Genomic DNA, 13,740 nt, shown 5'->3' on the forward strand with positions numbered 1-13,740 from the left:
CCCCCGTCCCGTAGATCGGAGTACCGCCATGCCCCTGACCGCGCACGGCATCCCGGAGATCCTCGCCCTCGGCGGGCGCGACCTCGGACGCTCGGAGTGGAAGGAGGTCACCCAGGAGCTGATCGACGCGTACGCGTACGTCTCCGGGGACCACCAGTGGATCCACACCGACGTCGAACGGGCCGCCGCCGGCCCGTACGGGCGCACCATCGCCCACGGCTACATGGTCCTGAGCTGGGGCATCCCGATGTTCGGCGAGCTGCTCCGGGTGAGCGGTGTGGGACGCGCGCTCAACTACGGGGTCAACCGGGTCCGTTACCCGGCGCCCGTCCCCGTCGGCAGCCGCGTGCGCCTGCACGCCACGGTCACGGGGGTGAGCGAGGTCGCGCGGGGCGGCGTGCAGATGACGCGGGGCTTCACCTTCGAGCTCGAGGGATCCGAGAAGCCGGCCTGCGTCGCCGAGTCGCTCACGCACTTCTACCCGTAGGCCCGGGCCGTCCGCCGGCGTGCGGGCATCCGCACGCCGGCGGGGTGCTACGCGGTCCGCTCCGCCGTCCCCGGCTCCACGGCCGGGGACGGAGCGGCCAGGTGGTCCCCCTGTGCGTCGGGGTCCGTCAGCCGGTTCAGGCGGGAGGGCACGTCGAAGCCGACCAGCAGCACCACGATCACCGTGCCGGCGAAGGTCAGCACCGCGAGCGCCCGGCCCAGGTCCATCCCGGACGCCAGATTCGCTCCGAGGACCGGCGCGACGGCACCGCCGAGCGCCCCCACGTTGTACGTGAAGCCCAGCGCCGCCCCTCGGCTCGCGGTCGGGAAGTGGCCGCCGATGTACCGCGGCAGCAGCCCGGAGATCCCGAAGCTGGTGGCCTGGAGCAGGAAGAGCAGGCAGCCGAGGACCAGCAGGTCGTCCTGCACCGCGAACACCGGGTAGACGAAGGCCAGCGAGGCCAGCAGCGTCAGCGCGTACGCCTTCCGCGCCCCGATGCGGTCGCCCAGGAATCCCGCGGCCCAGCAGCCCACCATCGTTCCGAAACCGGCGAAGTAGAGCACGTCGGTGACCTGGTCGGCGGTGTAGCCCAGTTCCGTCTTCAGATAGGTGGGGAGCAGGGCCTGGATGGGCCACGAGTACAGGAAGGCGAAGAACAGCGTCACGATCATCGAGAGGTGGAGCAGCCACCCCCTCCTCCCGCCCAACTGGACGGCGAAGGCGGCGAGCGACAGGCCCGCCACGACGGACAGCGGGGGCACGAGGCCCTCGCCGCCCGGGGTGAAGATCAGGAAGAGCGAGAGCGTGGCGGTCACGACGAGGACGAGGTTGGCGACGGCCCGGCCCCTGGTCACGAACAACGGGCCGAACGGATTGGGCTTGGCCCCCCTCTCCGCGACGCTCGACGTCCACTCCTCCGCCTCCGGCAGCGCACGCCGCATCCACAGCGCGACCGCGATCGGTATCAGGCCCAGGTAGAACATCCAGCGCCAGCCGAGCGAGGGGACCACCCAGGTGTAGACCTGCGCCGCGAGTACAGAGCCGACGGAGAAGCCCGAGATCAGGAAGCCGCTGGCCCGGCTGCGGACCCTGGCCGGCCAGCTCTCCATGACGTACGTGGCGCTGGCGCTGTACTCGCCGGCCATGCCCATCCCGATGGCCAGGCGGGCGGCGAAGAGGCTGTGGAAGTCCCAGGCGAACCCGCAGGCGAACGTGCCCAGCGAGTAGAGCAGGATGCTCACCACCATGGAGAGCTTGCGGCCGTACCGGTCGCCGAGGGCGCCCAGCACCGCGCCGCCCAGCCACCGGGTGATGAAGGCGCCGGAGATCAGACTGGCGGCCTGCACCGTGCTCAGCCCGAACTCGTCGCTGATCTCGGTGAGCACGAGCGTGATGAGGACGAAGTCGAAGCCGTCGAGGACGTATCCGATCCAGGCGGCGAAGAACGACTTCCACTGCGTCCGGCTCACCTCGCGGTACCAGGGGAGCGTAGGGGGAGTTTTCTGCACGGTGGACTCCATGGTGCGGGAGGGCGCGGGGCCCTTGAGCGGTCCGGACGGTTCAGCGCAGGGTGAGGGCGGCCACGAAGCGGGCGGTCAGAGCGGTCGGTGCGGTGATGGCGGTGCCGACGACGACGCTGTGGGCGCCGAGGGACAGGGCTTCCGAGGCCTCCTCGGGGGTGTTGACGCGGCCTTCGGCGACCACGGGCACGTCGACGGCGGCGGCGAGCGCGGCCACCAGGCCGAGGTCGGGACCGTGCTGGGCCGGAGTGCCCGGCACGTAGCCGGACAGCGTGGTGGAGACGAAGTCCGCCCCCAGCCCGGCGGCGGTGATCCCCTCGGCGAGCGTGGAGACGTCGGCCATGACCAGGGCGCCCGCGGCGTGGACGGCGGCGACCAGATCGGCGAAGGAGGAACCGTCGGGCCGCGGCCGGTCGGTGGCGTCCGCGGCCACCACCGCCGCACCGGCCTCGACGATCGCCAGGGCGTGCCGGACGGTCGGCGTGATGTACACGCCGGTGTCGCCGTCCTTCCAGAGGCCGATGACCGGCAGGCCGACGGCGCCGGCGATCGCGGCGACGACCTCCGGCTCGTTGGCGCGGATCGCCGCGCCGCCGCCCGCGGCGGCCGAGCGTGCCAGCCGCACCAGGGCGGAGGTCTCCCGCATCGGATCGCCGGGCGGCGCCTGGCAGGAGACGATCAGACGGCCCCGGAGGGAGCCGGCCAGGTCCTGTGCGGTCATCGGAGAGCTCCAGGGTGGTGGAGGGGCAGGGTCGTGGTGAGGGCCGCCGCCCCGGTCACGGCCGCGTCGTGGCCGAACCGAGGGGGCTCGGGGGCGAGGCCGCGCAGCGGCGGCATCAGCTCGGCGGCGAAGGCGCGCGCCAGCGCGTCGCCGTACAGCGGGCCGATCCGAGGGACGCCGCCCCCGACGACGACCCGGTCGGGCCCGAGCGCGTTGGCGAGGCCGCCGAGCACCCGTCCGGCCGCCTCGGCCCCGGTGGTGACGGCCCGTACGGCGGCGGCGTCGCCCCCGGCCGCCCGGGCGGCCACCGTTTCCAGCCGGTCCACCGGGGTGCCGGTGAGCCGCTCGTAGTGGGCGGTGATGCCCGGACCGGAGGCGATGACCTCCAGGTGACCGGTGGCCCCGCAGGTGCAGGGCAGCCCGGCCGCCTCCGCGCTGGGGAGGTGGCCGAGGTGCCCCGCGATCCCGGACGCGCCGTGCAGCATCCGCCCGTCGACCGCGAGCGCGCCGCCCACACCCGTGCCGACGGCCGCGAACAGGAGCGAACCGCGGCGGTCCGGCAGGGCCGCGAGCTCCGGACCCGCGGTCGCCCGTACGTCGTTGTCGCAGGCCACCGGCAGCCCCGTACGGTCCGCGAGTCCGGCGCCGAGCGCGGTGCCCGCCCAGCCCCGGATCGAGTCGGTGGCGCTCGTGACCGTGCCGCTGCGGGGATCGACGACCCCGGCGGCGGCGACGCCGATCGCCGTCGCGTGCCCCTCGGGATCGACCTCGGCGGCGGCTCCGGCGAGGGCGTCCAGAACCGCCGACGGCCCCTCCCCGGCGGGGGTGGGACGGGTGTGCCGGGAGGACACCGTGCCGTCGGCGGCGAAGAGCGCCGCAGCGATCTTCGTACCGCCGAGATCGAGCCCCACGACCGGGGACCCGCCGACGGGCCGTGTCATCGGACCGGAGTCAGACCGGCCCCGCGCAGCCGCTCCGCGACCAGGGCGACCGACTCGGCGGAGAGCGGGATCTGCGGGAAGGCGGTGGCGCCGTCGTCGATGACGCCGAGCAGCCACAGCGCGGCCTTGAACGCGCCGAGGGCCGACGAGCCGCGGCCCATGTCGGCCTCGGGCCCGGCGTCGACGAGGGCGAACAGCGCCACGAGTCGCTCCTGTTCCCGCGCGGCGAGCTTCCAGTCACCGGCCAGGGCGGCGTCGTGGAGCCGCACATAGGCGGCCGGGTCGACGTTGCCGATGCCCGGCACGACTCCGTCGGCACCGGCCAGCAGCGCCGCGTCGACGGTGAGCTCGGAACCGGTCAGCACGCTGAAGTGCGGCGCGGGGCCGGTGGCACGGCCGTCGCGACCGCCCAGCTCGACGATCAGCCTGCGCAGCCCGCCCTCGTCGCCGCTGCTGTCCTTGAGGCCGGCCAGGGTGCCGTCCTCGGCGAGCTCGCGGACCAGGGCGCCCGAGAGCTTGGAGTGCACGGACACCGGGAGGTCGTAGGCGAAGAGCGGCAGGTCGACCTCCGCGCGGATGCGGCGGAAGTGCCCGGCGATCTCTTTGGGGTGCGTGCGGGTGTAGAAGGGCGCGGTGGCGACGAGGGCGTCCGCGCCGAGAGCGGCGGCGGACCGCGCGTGGTCGATGACGCGGGCGGTCGTCGTGTCGATGACCCCGGCCAGGACCGGGACCCGCCCCGCTGCCGCGCCGACCACGGTCTCCAGGACGGTGCGGCGCTGTGCGTCGGTGAGGAAGGCGACCTCGCTGGTCGAGCCGAGGGCGAAGAGCCCGTGCACACCGCCCTCGATCAGGTGCTCGACGAGCCGGCCGAGCGAGGCGGTGTCCACCTCCCCGTCGGGGCCGAGGGGGGTGCAGACCGGCGGTACGACGCCGTGCAGCGGTGCGGGCAGAGGCATGGGGAGGCTCCAGGGAGTCGGTACACCGACCTGTGGCCCGTGGGCTGCGCAGATCGAGGACATGAGACGTAAGATGTCCTACGTCTGGGCTCACCTTAAACAGATGCCCCGGCGAACGGTCAAGAGGTAACGGCACCCCAGGAGGACAGACGTGGCCCGCCCCACCATGGCGCAGGACATCGAGCGCCGGATCAAGGAACTGATCCTCGACGAGCGGCTCGGCCCGGGCGACCCGCTGCCCACCGAGGGGGAGTTGATGGAGCGCTTCGACGCAGGCCGGGTGTCGGTGCGCGAGGCGCTCAAGTCGCTCCAGGCCCTCAACGCGGTGGAGATCAGGCGCGGCTCCGGGACCTTCGTCGGCTCGCTCTCGCTCTCACCGTTCGCCGAAGGGCTCGCCTTCCGCGCCGCCGTCCGCCACCGGCGGGGCGAACCGGGCCTCCTGGAGCTGATGAAGGTGCGGGAGGCCCTCGAGGCCGGCCTGGTGGGAGCCGTCACCGCGGGCATACCGGCGGAGGACCTGGCCGCGCTCCGCGTGCTCGTGACCACCATGGAGTCCGAGGCGCACACCGGCCGCGTGGCCCGCGCCACCGACCGCGCCTTCCATCTCGCCCTCTACGCCTCCCTCGACAACCACCTGCTCAGTGAGGTGCTGGACGCGTTCTGGGCGGCGATGGACCGGGTGCGCGAGGACCTCGACGACGGCCATCAGGACCCGCGGACCACCTGCGCCCAGCACCTGGAGATCGTCGAGGCGGTCGCGGCGGGCGACGGCGAGCGGGCGGTCCGCGCCATGCGCACCCACTTCGACGGCATCCGCCACCGGCTGGGCGCGGGTGGTCAGCCCTCGTAGAGGTAGCTGGCCGTACCGGCCAGGGCGGCGCGGAACCAGCTGTCGATCTCGCTCTGCCCCATCGCGCCCCAGTCGGGAGCCCGCTCCACCTGCGCCACTCCCAGCCGGCGGCCCAGCTCGACCAGTCGGGCACCCTCGGCCGTGCGTTCGGCCTCGTACCGGCGCAGTGCCTCCTCGGCTGATGCGCTGTCGCGCAGCGCGGCTTCCAGGCAGAGCGCGTCCTCGAGCGCCTTGACCGCCCCGCTCGCGGTGTGCGGCCGGGTGATTCCGGCGGCGTCACCCGCGAGCAGGAAGGGCGGGTCCGCGGCGCGCGGCGCGTGGAGGTCGGTGACCGGATGACGGACCAGCGAGACGTGCTCCCCCCGCGCCACGATGTCCGCCCACTCGTCCGGGAAGTGCTCGTCCGCGATCTCCCGTACGTATGCGGCGGTCTCCCGCCCCTCGTCCCCGGCCGGCGCGGTGGCGTAGACGGCGTAGGCGAGCAGCCGCTCCTCGGGATCCGCGCCTGCCCCCGCCGGGATCAGATAGAAGATGCCGTGGCCGCCCGGGAAGCCCAGCGTGACCCAGGCCTCGCGCAGCAGCTCCCGCTGGCGCCGGTGGCCCGCCAGCGCGCTCATGGGGATCGTGCCGCGCCACACCGCGTACCCGGCGGCGGTGGGCTCCAGCCCCGGGGCGAGCGACTGCCGGGTGAGCGACCGGTGCCCGTCGGCCCCCACGACGATGTCGTACGCCTCCTCGCCCTCCGCCGTGCGGATCAGCGCGCCTCCCCCGGGGGCCCGGCCGACGCCGGTGACGGGCCGGCCCCGATGATGGCGGGCTCCGCCGGTGTTCGCCCGCAACGACTGCCAGAGCAGGCCCCAGTTGCAGGGGGTGACCGGGCTCGGCTGCCGGGCGAGTTCACGTGCGGTGCGCAGGCCCCGCGGCCGGGCCAGCCAGACATGGGAGGCGACCGGGGCGGTCGGCATCGACGCGTCCAGATAACCGAGGCCGACCAGCCGGGTGTGCAGGGCGGGCGGGATGACGATCCCGAGGCCCCGGTCCCGGAGCTCGCCGCCGCTGCGTTCGTAGACGGTGACGTCCGCCCCCGACCGTGTCCCGGCGATCGCCGTCGCGCAGCCGGCGATGCTCCCGCCGACCACACCCATCCGTAAGCCCGTCATCGGCATCGCAGGCACCCCTGAGCTCGATCCTCGTATGGGGACCCAGGATGTCAGGTCAGGACCCGCGAGCCTCCGAGATCCGGCGCCTGACCGGGGCGTAGTGCTCAACCAGCGCCTTCACGAAGCCGGCGGTGTCACCGGCGCGCGCGGAGTCGACGACGGCCTGGTGGGCGGCGATCGTCGCGGTCTCGTCGGCGTGGGTGAACCCGTCGAGATGCGGGGCGACGATCGCGTACACATCCCAGAAGGCCATCGAGAGCTGCCCGATGAGGTCGTTGCCGAGCGGGGCGACGAGCAGCGCGTGGAACGCCCGGTCGGCGGCCACGAAGCCGTCACCGGCGTGGGCGTCGGTCCCGCGCATGTCGGCCACCAGCGCGTCCAGCCGGTCGAGATCGGCGGGCCGGAGCAGCGAGATGATGCGGTCGGCCATCCCGCGCTCGAAGAGTTCGCGTACGTCCACGAGGTCGGCCAGCACCTGGAAGTCGTCGCCGGGGGAGAGCAGTCCACGGAACGTCAGGCTCTCCACCAGGGCGGACAGGCTCAGCCGGCCGACGTAGGTGCCGTGGCCGTGACGGACCTCGACGATGTCCAGCGCGTCGAGGATCTTGACCGCCTCGCGCACGCTGGAGCGGCTCGCGCCGAGCGCCTCGCAGAGTGCGGGCTCCGTGGGCAGGGCGTCGCCCGGACGCAGGCGCTCCTCCAGGATGTAGCGCTTGATCCCCTCGGCGACCTCCTGCCGGAGCAGTGTCCGGCCGGGCTTGCCGCCCCCCGCGGGTGAACTCGCCACCTCTCGGCCCCTCTCGCTCGTCAAGCCGGGGGGACACGCTACCAAGGCGTCAGATATCCGACGTCGTACGTCATGCCAGGTCTCCTCCCTGGCGGTGGAAGGAGCCGAGGCCCGGGAGCAGCACAGTCCCGGACGCGGAAGGGCCGGCCGACAGGTGCAGCTGTCGGCCGGCCCTCTCTGTGCGGCTCCCTCTCAGGAGCTGGTCAGCCGCGCGAACCGCGGGTGCGGCGCATGAGCACCGCGCCGCCCAGCAGCAGCGCCGCGCTCGCGCCGGCGGCCAGGCCGATCTCACCCGCACCGGTCTGGGCCAGCTGCGCGCCAGGGGTGTTCGGACCCGGGTTGCCGGCCGGCGGCTCCACCGGAGGCTTCGAGGTCGGCGGCGTGACGGTCGGGGGCTCCTCGGTCGGCGGGGTGACCGTGGGCGGCTCCTCGGTCGGGGGCGTCACCGGCGGCTCGACCGGCGGGTCGACCGGAGGCTCCACAGGCGGGTGCACCGGCGGGTGGACCGGCGGGTGACCGTGGTCGCGGCCGCTCTCGTTGACGCAGGTGTTGCCGAACACGGGGTTGAGCACACCGACGACGTCGACGGAGTTGCCGCAGGCGTTCACGGGGACGTCCACCGGGATCTGTGCCAGGTTGCCGGACAGGACGCCGGGCGATCCGACCGCCTTGCCGTCGGCGCTCGCACCGGACGAACCGTGGCCGTGGCCGTCGTCCGAGCCGACGTTCGCGCAGGTGTTGCCGAAGGCCGGGTTCAGCAGGGCGATCACATTGACGGTGTTGCCGCACAGGTTGACCGGGACGTGCACCGGGACCTGCACGGCGTTGCCCGAGCCGACACCGGGGGAATTGGCGGCGACACCGTCGGCCGAGGCGTCGGCGTGCGCGTAACCGCCGGCGGCGGTCAGGATGCCCGACGCCGCCGCCATGACGATCATGCTTTTATTCAGAACCTGTCGCATTACGTGCCCTTCTCCGGGAAATTCGCGTGGGCGGTGGCCCTGATGGCAGTCATTCCATCGACGCGGACGACTCCCTAACGACACGGCGGTTACGGGGGAAACTTGGAGATCGGTGGAAATTGTGTAACCACCCGAAAGGGTCACGTACGGGTGTTCGCCCCCTGGGCGGAGTCATGGCATTCGGGTGAACGGGGGGAACCAAACGCCGGCCGCCCAGTTGATCAGGGTGCTCCGCTGCGGGGCAATCGGTACGAGAAGGGTTCATCGTGATCAAGAAGGTTCTGGCTACGGGCGCCGTCGCCGCCTCCGTCCTCGGTCTCTCGGCGACCAGCGCCATGGCGATCGGCAACGACACCGGCACGACGTCGATCAACGGCAACGGTGCCGAGTCGGAGTTCGGCAACAGCTCGACCGAGGGCGACCAGAGCCCGCAGCTCAGCCTCGTCCAGGGTTCGCTGAACAAGCCCTGCATCGCCCTGCCGGTCAAGGCCAACGCCGGTGCGCTCGTCGGAATCCTCGCCGCGCTGGCCATCCAGGACGTCAATGTCCTGTCGAACCCGCAGAACCAGCAGTGCACCGACAACTCCACCCAGGCCAAGGGTGACGAGCCGCTGTCGCACATCCTGTCCGACATCCCGGTCCTCTCCGGCAACGGTGCCGGCAACAGCTGACCGGATCCCCGGGACCGGTCCGGGCCGCCGACACTCCTCCATCGTGCGGCCCGGGCCTGCATCATTCGGGCGGTCTTCCGGAAAACTCCTCGCACAGCGTTTCGTGGCCGCCTGCCAATCGTTATGCATGACAGCTCCGGAGTCACGAGCGCATTTCAGAAAATCGCTCGTGCGGCACGAAAGCCGTGACCGCTCAGGACTCCGCTGCAGAAAGGGACGAAAGTGAAGTACACCAAGGTTGCCGCCGTCGCCGCCGGAACCCTCATGGCGCTCGGTGCCGCTGCCCCGGCCATGGCCGACTCCGGCGCCGAGGCCGTCGCCGCCGGCTCCCCGGGCGTCCTGTCCGGCAACGTGGTGCAGGTTCCGATCCACATCCCGGTGAACGTCTGCGGTAACACCATCAACGTCATCGGTCTGCTCAACCCGGCCTTCGGCAACGTCTGCATCAACGACTGATCTCCTTACGGTCGAGCCGACGGTTCGTCATGAGAGGGCCCTGGAGCGCACATGCCGCTCCAGGGCCCTCTCGGTGCGCCCGGGTTCGGTGAGCCCGGGGGGAAATTCAGACGTGCGCAGTTTCCCCGCCCGGCAGATGGTCGTTGTCCCGTGAAAGGCGGTGGACGCCGCCGAAGAAGGGATTTGGGAAAGTGAAGTACGCGAAGACCGTCGCCCTGGTCGCAGGTTCCGTCGCCGCTCTCGGGACGGCCGCTCCCGCCCTCGCCGTGACCGCCCCCACGGCCCCCCGGATCAGCCTCACCGGCGGCGTGAACGAACTGACGTCCACGGTGCCCCAGATCCCGGACCGGGTGGTGAACCCCCTGGTGGACGGGGTCGGAGACACCGTCGAAGAAGTGCGCGAGGACGGCACGGTGAGCAGGTCGGCCGACCTGGTGACCGGTGCGGCCGACTCGGCGGGAACGCTGTTGGGCGGACTTCCGCTGGGCGGCTGACCACAGGGCCCGCAATGTCGTTCCGCGCGGTTCACCGCACCGCTTCCGTGCGCTGCGCGGTGAGCCGGACGAGAAACATCGTTCGAGTGAAAGAGCGCAACCGCGCGCCACCGGACGGAGTTGTTCAGAGTGCTCCGGACAGGCGGGCAACAGAAAAACCAGAAGGGCACGTTCATGATGAAGAAGATTCTGGCGTCGGCGGCCATGGCCGCATCCGTCGCCGGTGTTTCCGCCGCCGCGGCCCCCTCGGCCATGGCGATCGGCAACGACCAGGGCACCACGACGGTCAACGGCAACGGCTCCGACCAGTACTACGGCAACAGCAGCACCCACGGGGACATGAGCCCGCAGATCGGCCTCATCCAGGGCTCGTTCAACAAGCCCTGCATCGCCCTGCCGGCGAAGGCGAACATCGGCTCGCTGCTCGGGCTCGTCCCGATCTCGGTCCAGGACATCAACGTCCTGTCCTCGCCGCAGAACCAGCAGTGCACCGAGAACTCCACCCAGGCCAAGGGTGACGAGGCGCTGTCGCACATCCTCAACGACATCCCGGTGCTCTCGGGCAACGGCGCGGGCAACAACTGACACCGCGCGACTCCGTCCCTCCCTGGCCTCTTCGGGCCAGGGCGCTAGGTTTCCCGCCTCGTCGTAGTCCGTGAACACGTGTGGGGCCGTTCTGTCCGTGCCGCGTCCGAACCTCGGTCGGCGCACGGGCAGGGCGGCCCCACACGGCTGTACGCGCACGGGCGGCGGCCACCGGTCTGCACGTCGGGTAGCCCGATAGTGCGTGAATTGGGCTGATTGCCACACTATCGGCCGACATTGCGGGCGGGTCCGGGTAGATGCGCCTCATGGACCCGTACGACAGGCACCACCAGCCCGGCCCCGCCCGGTTGCCGGAGAGCTCCACGCCCATCTACGACCGACTGCTCGCCGAATGGCGCGATGCCGCCCGGAGTGAGCCGGAGTGGCGGCCGAGGGGCGCGGAAGCGGCATCGCAGACGCCCGGCAGGGCCGTGTCCGACCGGAGGGGCGTCTTCGTCCCCGCCGCCCGTACGGCGGGCGGCGCAGAGTCCGGAGGCGCGTGACCGCGCGTCGACCCTGATCCGGATCCAACCCGTTCGAGTGGTGTAGCGGAACCGAAAGCTCCGCTTGGGGTTATCAGTACGTTCCACAACGGGACGCTCCGAAAGGTGAAGCGTGATGAAGAAGATGATGGCCGGCGCCGCCGTAGCCGTGTCCCTGATCGGCCTGTCCGCCGCCGCGGCCCCCTCGGCCATGGCGATCGGCGACGACCACGGTACGACGACGATCAACGGCAACGGCGCCGAGTCGGAGTTCGGCAACAGCGAGACCGAGGGCGACCAGAGCCCCCAGCTCAGCCTCGTCCAGGGCTCGCTGAACAAGCCCTGCATCGCCCTGCCGGTCAAGGCCAACGTGGGTTCGCTGATCGGTCTCATTCCGATCGCCGTCCAGGACATCAACGTCCTGTCGAACCCGCAGAACCAGCAGTGCGCGGACAACTCCACGCAGGCCAAGGGCGACGAGCCGCTGTCGCACATCCTGAACGACATCCCGGTGCTCTCGGGCAACGGCGTCGGCAACAACTGACACCACGCGTGCGGGCGGCCCCGGGTGTACGCCGGCGGGCCGCCCGCACGCCGTTGCGGCCCAGGTCGCACAGGGCGATGCCCACCACTCCACGGGGGGTGGTGGGCATCGCCGTCGTGTGTGCGGGGGGCACCGGGCGGTCAGCCGAGGCTGCGCACCGGCAGCAGGCAGTGGGCGGAGGTCCTGATGACGTCGGGGTCGCCCACGAAGGCCAGCAGGGCCTCCTCGCCCACCGGCTGCCCGGGGACGGCCGCGGGCCACGGACGCGTGGCGAACATCCCGTGGACCCTGCCCTCGGACCGCGCCGCTGCCAGCCACTCGGGGGGCACGGTGTACTGCGCCTTGAAGTGAGGCAGCGTCAGCACGGCCTGACCGGCCTGGACGAGGAGCTTCACCGGAAGGTTCGGCAGGTCCGTGGCGTCCAGGGTCTCGCCTCCCACGCGCAGGCCGCTGCGCTCCAGGGCCGTGTACATGGCGCTCTCCCCGGCCTCGGGCCCGTCCGGACCGTCGCCGAGCGAGTAGGCGAGAAGGAAGGCCGTCTCTCGCTCCCCGGGGGCGCTCGCCCCGCTCCAGCCGATCAGTACCTGGGTGCCCAACTGGGCCTGGGAATAAGGGAGGGTGGCGGTTTTCGGTGAAGTCATGTCCGGCACCCTAACCGCCCGAGACCCGTCCTTGTGCACCCGTATCACCTGTTCGGGGAATATCCTTGCCAACCCGCCCCAATCCTCCGGATCGGCTGTCCGCTCCCGGAAAACCCGTTGACCGCGCCGGGCGACCCCCGGCTATGGTGTGCGGAGTTCGAGGAACCAGGAGGTGAGGACATTGATGACTGTCGTTGCGATGGGCACTGCCCACAAGCCGAAGTGCATCGTTCCCACCCCTGTGGCCACCGGCTGACCGACCTTCTCCTCCGCGCCTGACGCGCGTTGCCGGGGCCGCCCTTGTGAAGGGTTTCCCTTGTCTTTCTCCATTTCCCAGGCTTCCGCTCCGTCGCACCCGCTGGCTCCGTACGGCTGGGACGACGCGTGGGCCGACACCTTCGCCCCGTACGCAGAGCAGGGACTCCTGCCGGGGCGTGTGGTGCGGGTGGACCGCGGTCTGTGCGACGTGGTCACCCCTGCGGGCACCCTCAGGGCGGACACCGCGTTCGTGGTGCCCCGTGACCCGATGCGGATCGTCTGCACCGGTGACTGGGTGGCCGTCGACCCCGACGGCGACCCGCAGTTCGTCCGGACGCTCCTGCCCCGCCGCACGGCCTTCGTGCGCTCGACGTCGTCGCAGCGTTCCGAAGGGCAGGTGCTCGCCACCAACATCGACCACATCGTCATCTGCGTCTCGCTCGCGGTCGAGCTCGACCTCGGACGGCTGGAGCGGTTCCTGGCGCTGGCCATGTCCGCCACCGCCGGCGCCGCCCTGCTCGGCGACGGGGTCCCCTCCGCCGGGCACGAGGCGTACGGGGCGCAGCCGCTCGTGCTGCTCACCAAGGCCGACCTCGTCCCGGACGCCACCACGCTGTCCCACCTCGTCCAGGACGTCGAGCGCATCGCCCCCGGGGTGCAGGTGCTCACCGTCAGCTCCGCCACGGGGGAGGGCGTCGACGTGTTCGGCGCGATCGTCGGCAGTGGTACGAGCGTGCTGCTCGGGACCTCGGGCGCGGGCAAGTCGACCCTCGCCAACACGCTGCTCGGCACGGACGTGATGCACGTGCAGGAGGCCCGCGAGGTGGACGGCAAGGGCCGTCACACCACCACGACCCGCAATCTCCTCGTGCTCCCCGGCGGGGGTGTCCTCATCGACACCCCGGGGCTGCGGGGGGTCGGTCTGTGGGACGCGGAGACGGGCGTCGGCCAGGTCTTCTCCGAGATCGAGGACCTGGCGCGGCAGTGCCGCTTCCACGACTGCGGCCACGAGTCCGAGCCCGGCTGTGCCGTGCTCGGTGCGATCGAGGACGGATCCCTGGCCGAACGGCGTCTCGACAGCTATCGCAAGCTCCTCCGGGAGAACCACCGCATCGCGGCGAAGACCGATGCCCGGCTGCGCAGCGAGACCCTCCGCGAATGGAAGCGCAGGGGCGCGGAGGGCCGCGAGGCCATGGCGATGAAGCGGGGCAGGACGCGTTAGCGG

Annotated in this window: 17 protein-coding genes; 9 read left to right on the forward strand and 8 right to left on the reverse strand. The window is 71.9% G+C overall.

Going from position 1 to position 13,740, the window contains the following annotated elements:
• Positions 1 to 28: 28 nt before the first annotated feature.
• The gene (locus OG488_RS30375) at positions 29 to 487 is read left to right on the forward strand and encodes a MaoC family dehydratase (protein ID WP_329234519.1); all 459 of its coding nucleotides are present in this window, start codon (positions 29 to 31) and stop codon (positions 485 to 487) included.
• 47 nt (positions 488 to 534) lie between these two features.
• Here the strand turns inward: OG488_RS30375 and OG488_RS30380 are convergent, their stop codons facing one another.
• From OG488_RS30380 to OG488_RS30395, 4 genes are read right to left on the reverse strand one after another with little or no spacing between them, the layout of a single operon-like run.
• On the reverse strand, positions 535 to 2,007 hold the full coding sequence (locus OG488_RS30380; RefSeq protein ID WP_329234522.1) for a sialate:H+ symport family MFS transporter: 1,473 nt from the start codon (positions 2,005 to 2,007) through the stop codon (positions 535 to 537).
• Between the two features lie 40 nt (positions 2,008 to 2,047).
• Positions 2,048 to 2,728: an N-acetylmannosamine-6-phosphate 2-epimerase gene (locus OG488_RS30385; RefSeq protein ID WP_329234525.1), complete on the reverse strand. Its 681-nt coding sequence runs from the start codon at positions 2,726 to 2,728 to the stop codon at positions 2,048 to 2,050.
• The gene (locus tag OG488_RS30390; RefSeq protein ID WP_329234528.1) at positions 2,725 to 3,669 is read right to left on the reverse strand and encodes an ROK family protein; all 945 of its coding nucleotides are present in this window, start codon (positions 3,667 to 3,669) and stop codon (positions 2,725 to 2,727) included. Before OG488_RS30390 ends, OG488_RS30385 begins: the two co-directional genes overlap by 4 nt.
• Positions 3,666 to 4,625: a dihydrodipicolinate synthase family protein gene (locus OG488_RS30395; RefSeq protein ID WP_329234531.1), complete on the reverse strand. Its 960-nt coding sequence runs from the start codon at positions 4,623 to 4,625 to the stop codon at positions 3,666 to 3,668. Before OG488_RS30395 ends, OG488_RS30390 begins: the two co-directional genes overlap by 4 nt.
• Before the next feature lie 151 nt (positions 4,626 to 4,776).
• On the opposite strand from OG488_RS30395, the gene OG488_RS30400 reads away from it, so the two are divergent.
• Complete coding sequence (locus OG488_RS30400) at positions 4,777 to 5,475, forward strand: FadR/GntR family transcriptional regulator (RefSeq protein ID WP_329234535.1); 699 nt, start codon at positions 4,777 to 4,779, stop codon at positions 5,473 to 5,475.
• On the opposite strand, the gene OG488_RS30405 is transcribed toward OG488_RS30400, so the two are convergent.
• The 3 genes from OG488_RS30405 to OG488_RS30415 form a co-directional block, all read right to left on the reverse strand.
• Positions 5,463 to 6,635: an FAD-dependent monooxygenase gene (locus OG488_RS30405; RefSeq protein WP_329234538.1), complete on the reverse strand. Its 1,173-nt coding sequence runs from the start codon at positions 6,633 to 6,635 to the stop codon at positions 5,463 to 5,465. The two genes, OG488_RS30400 and OG488_RS30405, sit on opposite strands and share 13 nt — an antisense overlap.
• Before the next feature lie 55 nt (positions 6,636 to 6,690).
• Complete coding sequence (locus OG488_RS30410) at positions 6,691 to 7,422, reverse strand: FadR/GntR family transcriptional regulator (RefSeq protein WP_329234541.1); 732 nt, start codon at positions 7,420 to 7,422, stop codon at positions 6,691 to 6,693.
• A 203-nt stretch (positions 7,423 to 7,625) separates the two neighbouring features.
• Positions 7,626 to 8,384, reverse strand: coding sequence for a chaplin (locus tag OG488_RS30415; protein ID WP_329234544.1), 759 nt, complete (start codon positions 8,382 to 8,384; stop codon positions 7,626 to 7,628).
• Between the two features lie 266 nt (positions 8,385 to 8,650).
• Here OG488_RS30415 and OG488_RS30420 point away from each other — a divergent pair, with 266 nt between their 5' ends.
• The 6 genes from OG488_RS30420 to OG488_RS30445 all read left to right on the forward strand — a co-directional run bounded on the left by OG488_RS30420 (position 8,651) and on the right by OG488_RS30445 (position 11,616).
• Positions 8,651 to 9,055, forward strand: coding sequence for a rodlin (locus OG488_RS30420; RefSeq protein WP_329234547.1), 405 nt, complete (start codon positions 8,651 to 8,653; stop codon positions 9,053 to 9,055).
• A 222-nt stretch (positions 9,056 to 9,277) separates the two neighbouring features.
• Positions 9,278 to 9,511: a chaplin gene (locus tag OG488_RS30425; protein ID WP_386860295.1), complete on the forward strand. Its 234-nt coding sequence runs from the start codon at positions 9,278 to 9,280 to the stop codon at positions 9,509 to 9,511.
• A gap of 191 nt (positions 9,512 to 9,702) precedes the next feature.
• On the forward strand, positions 9,703 to 10,005 hold the full coding sequence (locus OG488_RS30430) for a hypothetical protein (protein WP_329234549.1): 303 nt from the start codon (positions 9,703 to 9,705) through the stop codon (positions 10,003 to 10,005).
• A 174-nt stretch (positions 10,006 to 10,179) separates the two neighbouring features.
• Positions 10,180 to 10,590, forward strand: coding sequence for a rodlin (locus tag OG488_RS30435; protein WP_329234552.1), 411 nt, complete (start codon positions 10,180 to 10,182; stop codon positions 10,588 to 10,590).
• A gap of 266 nt (positions 10,591 to 10,856) precedes the next feature.
• Entirely contained in the window at positions 10,857 to 11,093 is a 237-nt protein-coding gene (locus OG488_RS30440; RefSeq protein WP_329234555.1) for a hypothetical protein, read from the forward strand.
• A gap of 115 nt (positions 11,094 to 11,208) precedes the next feature.
• The gene (locus OG488_RS30445; RefSeq protein ID WP_329234558.1) at positions 11,209 to 11,616 is read left to right on the forward strand and encodes a rodlin; all 408 of its coding nucleotides are present in this window, start codon (positions 11,209 to 11,211) and stop codon (positions 11,614 to 11,616) included.
• A 140-nt stretch (positions 11,617 to 11,756) separates the two neighbouring features.
• Here the strand turns inward: OG488_RS30445 and OG488_RS30450 are convergent, their stop codons facing one another.
• On the reverse strand, positions 11,757 to 12,257 hold the full coding sequence (locus OG488_RS30450; protein ID WP_329234561.1) for a DUF5949 family protein: 501 nt from the start codon (positions 12,255 to 12,257) through the stop codon (positions 11,757 to 11,759).
• 316 nt (positions 12,258 to 12,573) lie between these two features.
• On the opposite strand from OG488_RS30450, the gene rsgA reads away from it, so the two are divergent.
• A complete protein-coding gene (gene rsgA / locus OG488_RS30455; protein WP_329234564.1) occupies positions 12,574 to 13,737 on the forward strand; it encodes a ribosome small subunit-dependent GTPase A in 1,164 nt (387 codons plus the stop codon).
• Positions 13,738 to 13,740: the final 3 nt, after the last annotated feature.

This window comes from Streptomyces sp. NBC_01460, assembly GCF_036227405.1.
Taxonomy (GTDB): domain Bacteria; phylum Actinomycetota; class Actinomycetes; order Streptomycetales; family Streptomycetaceae; genus Streptomyces.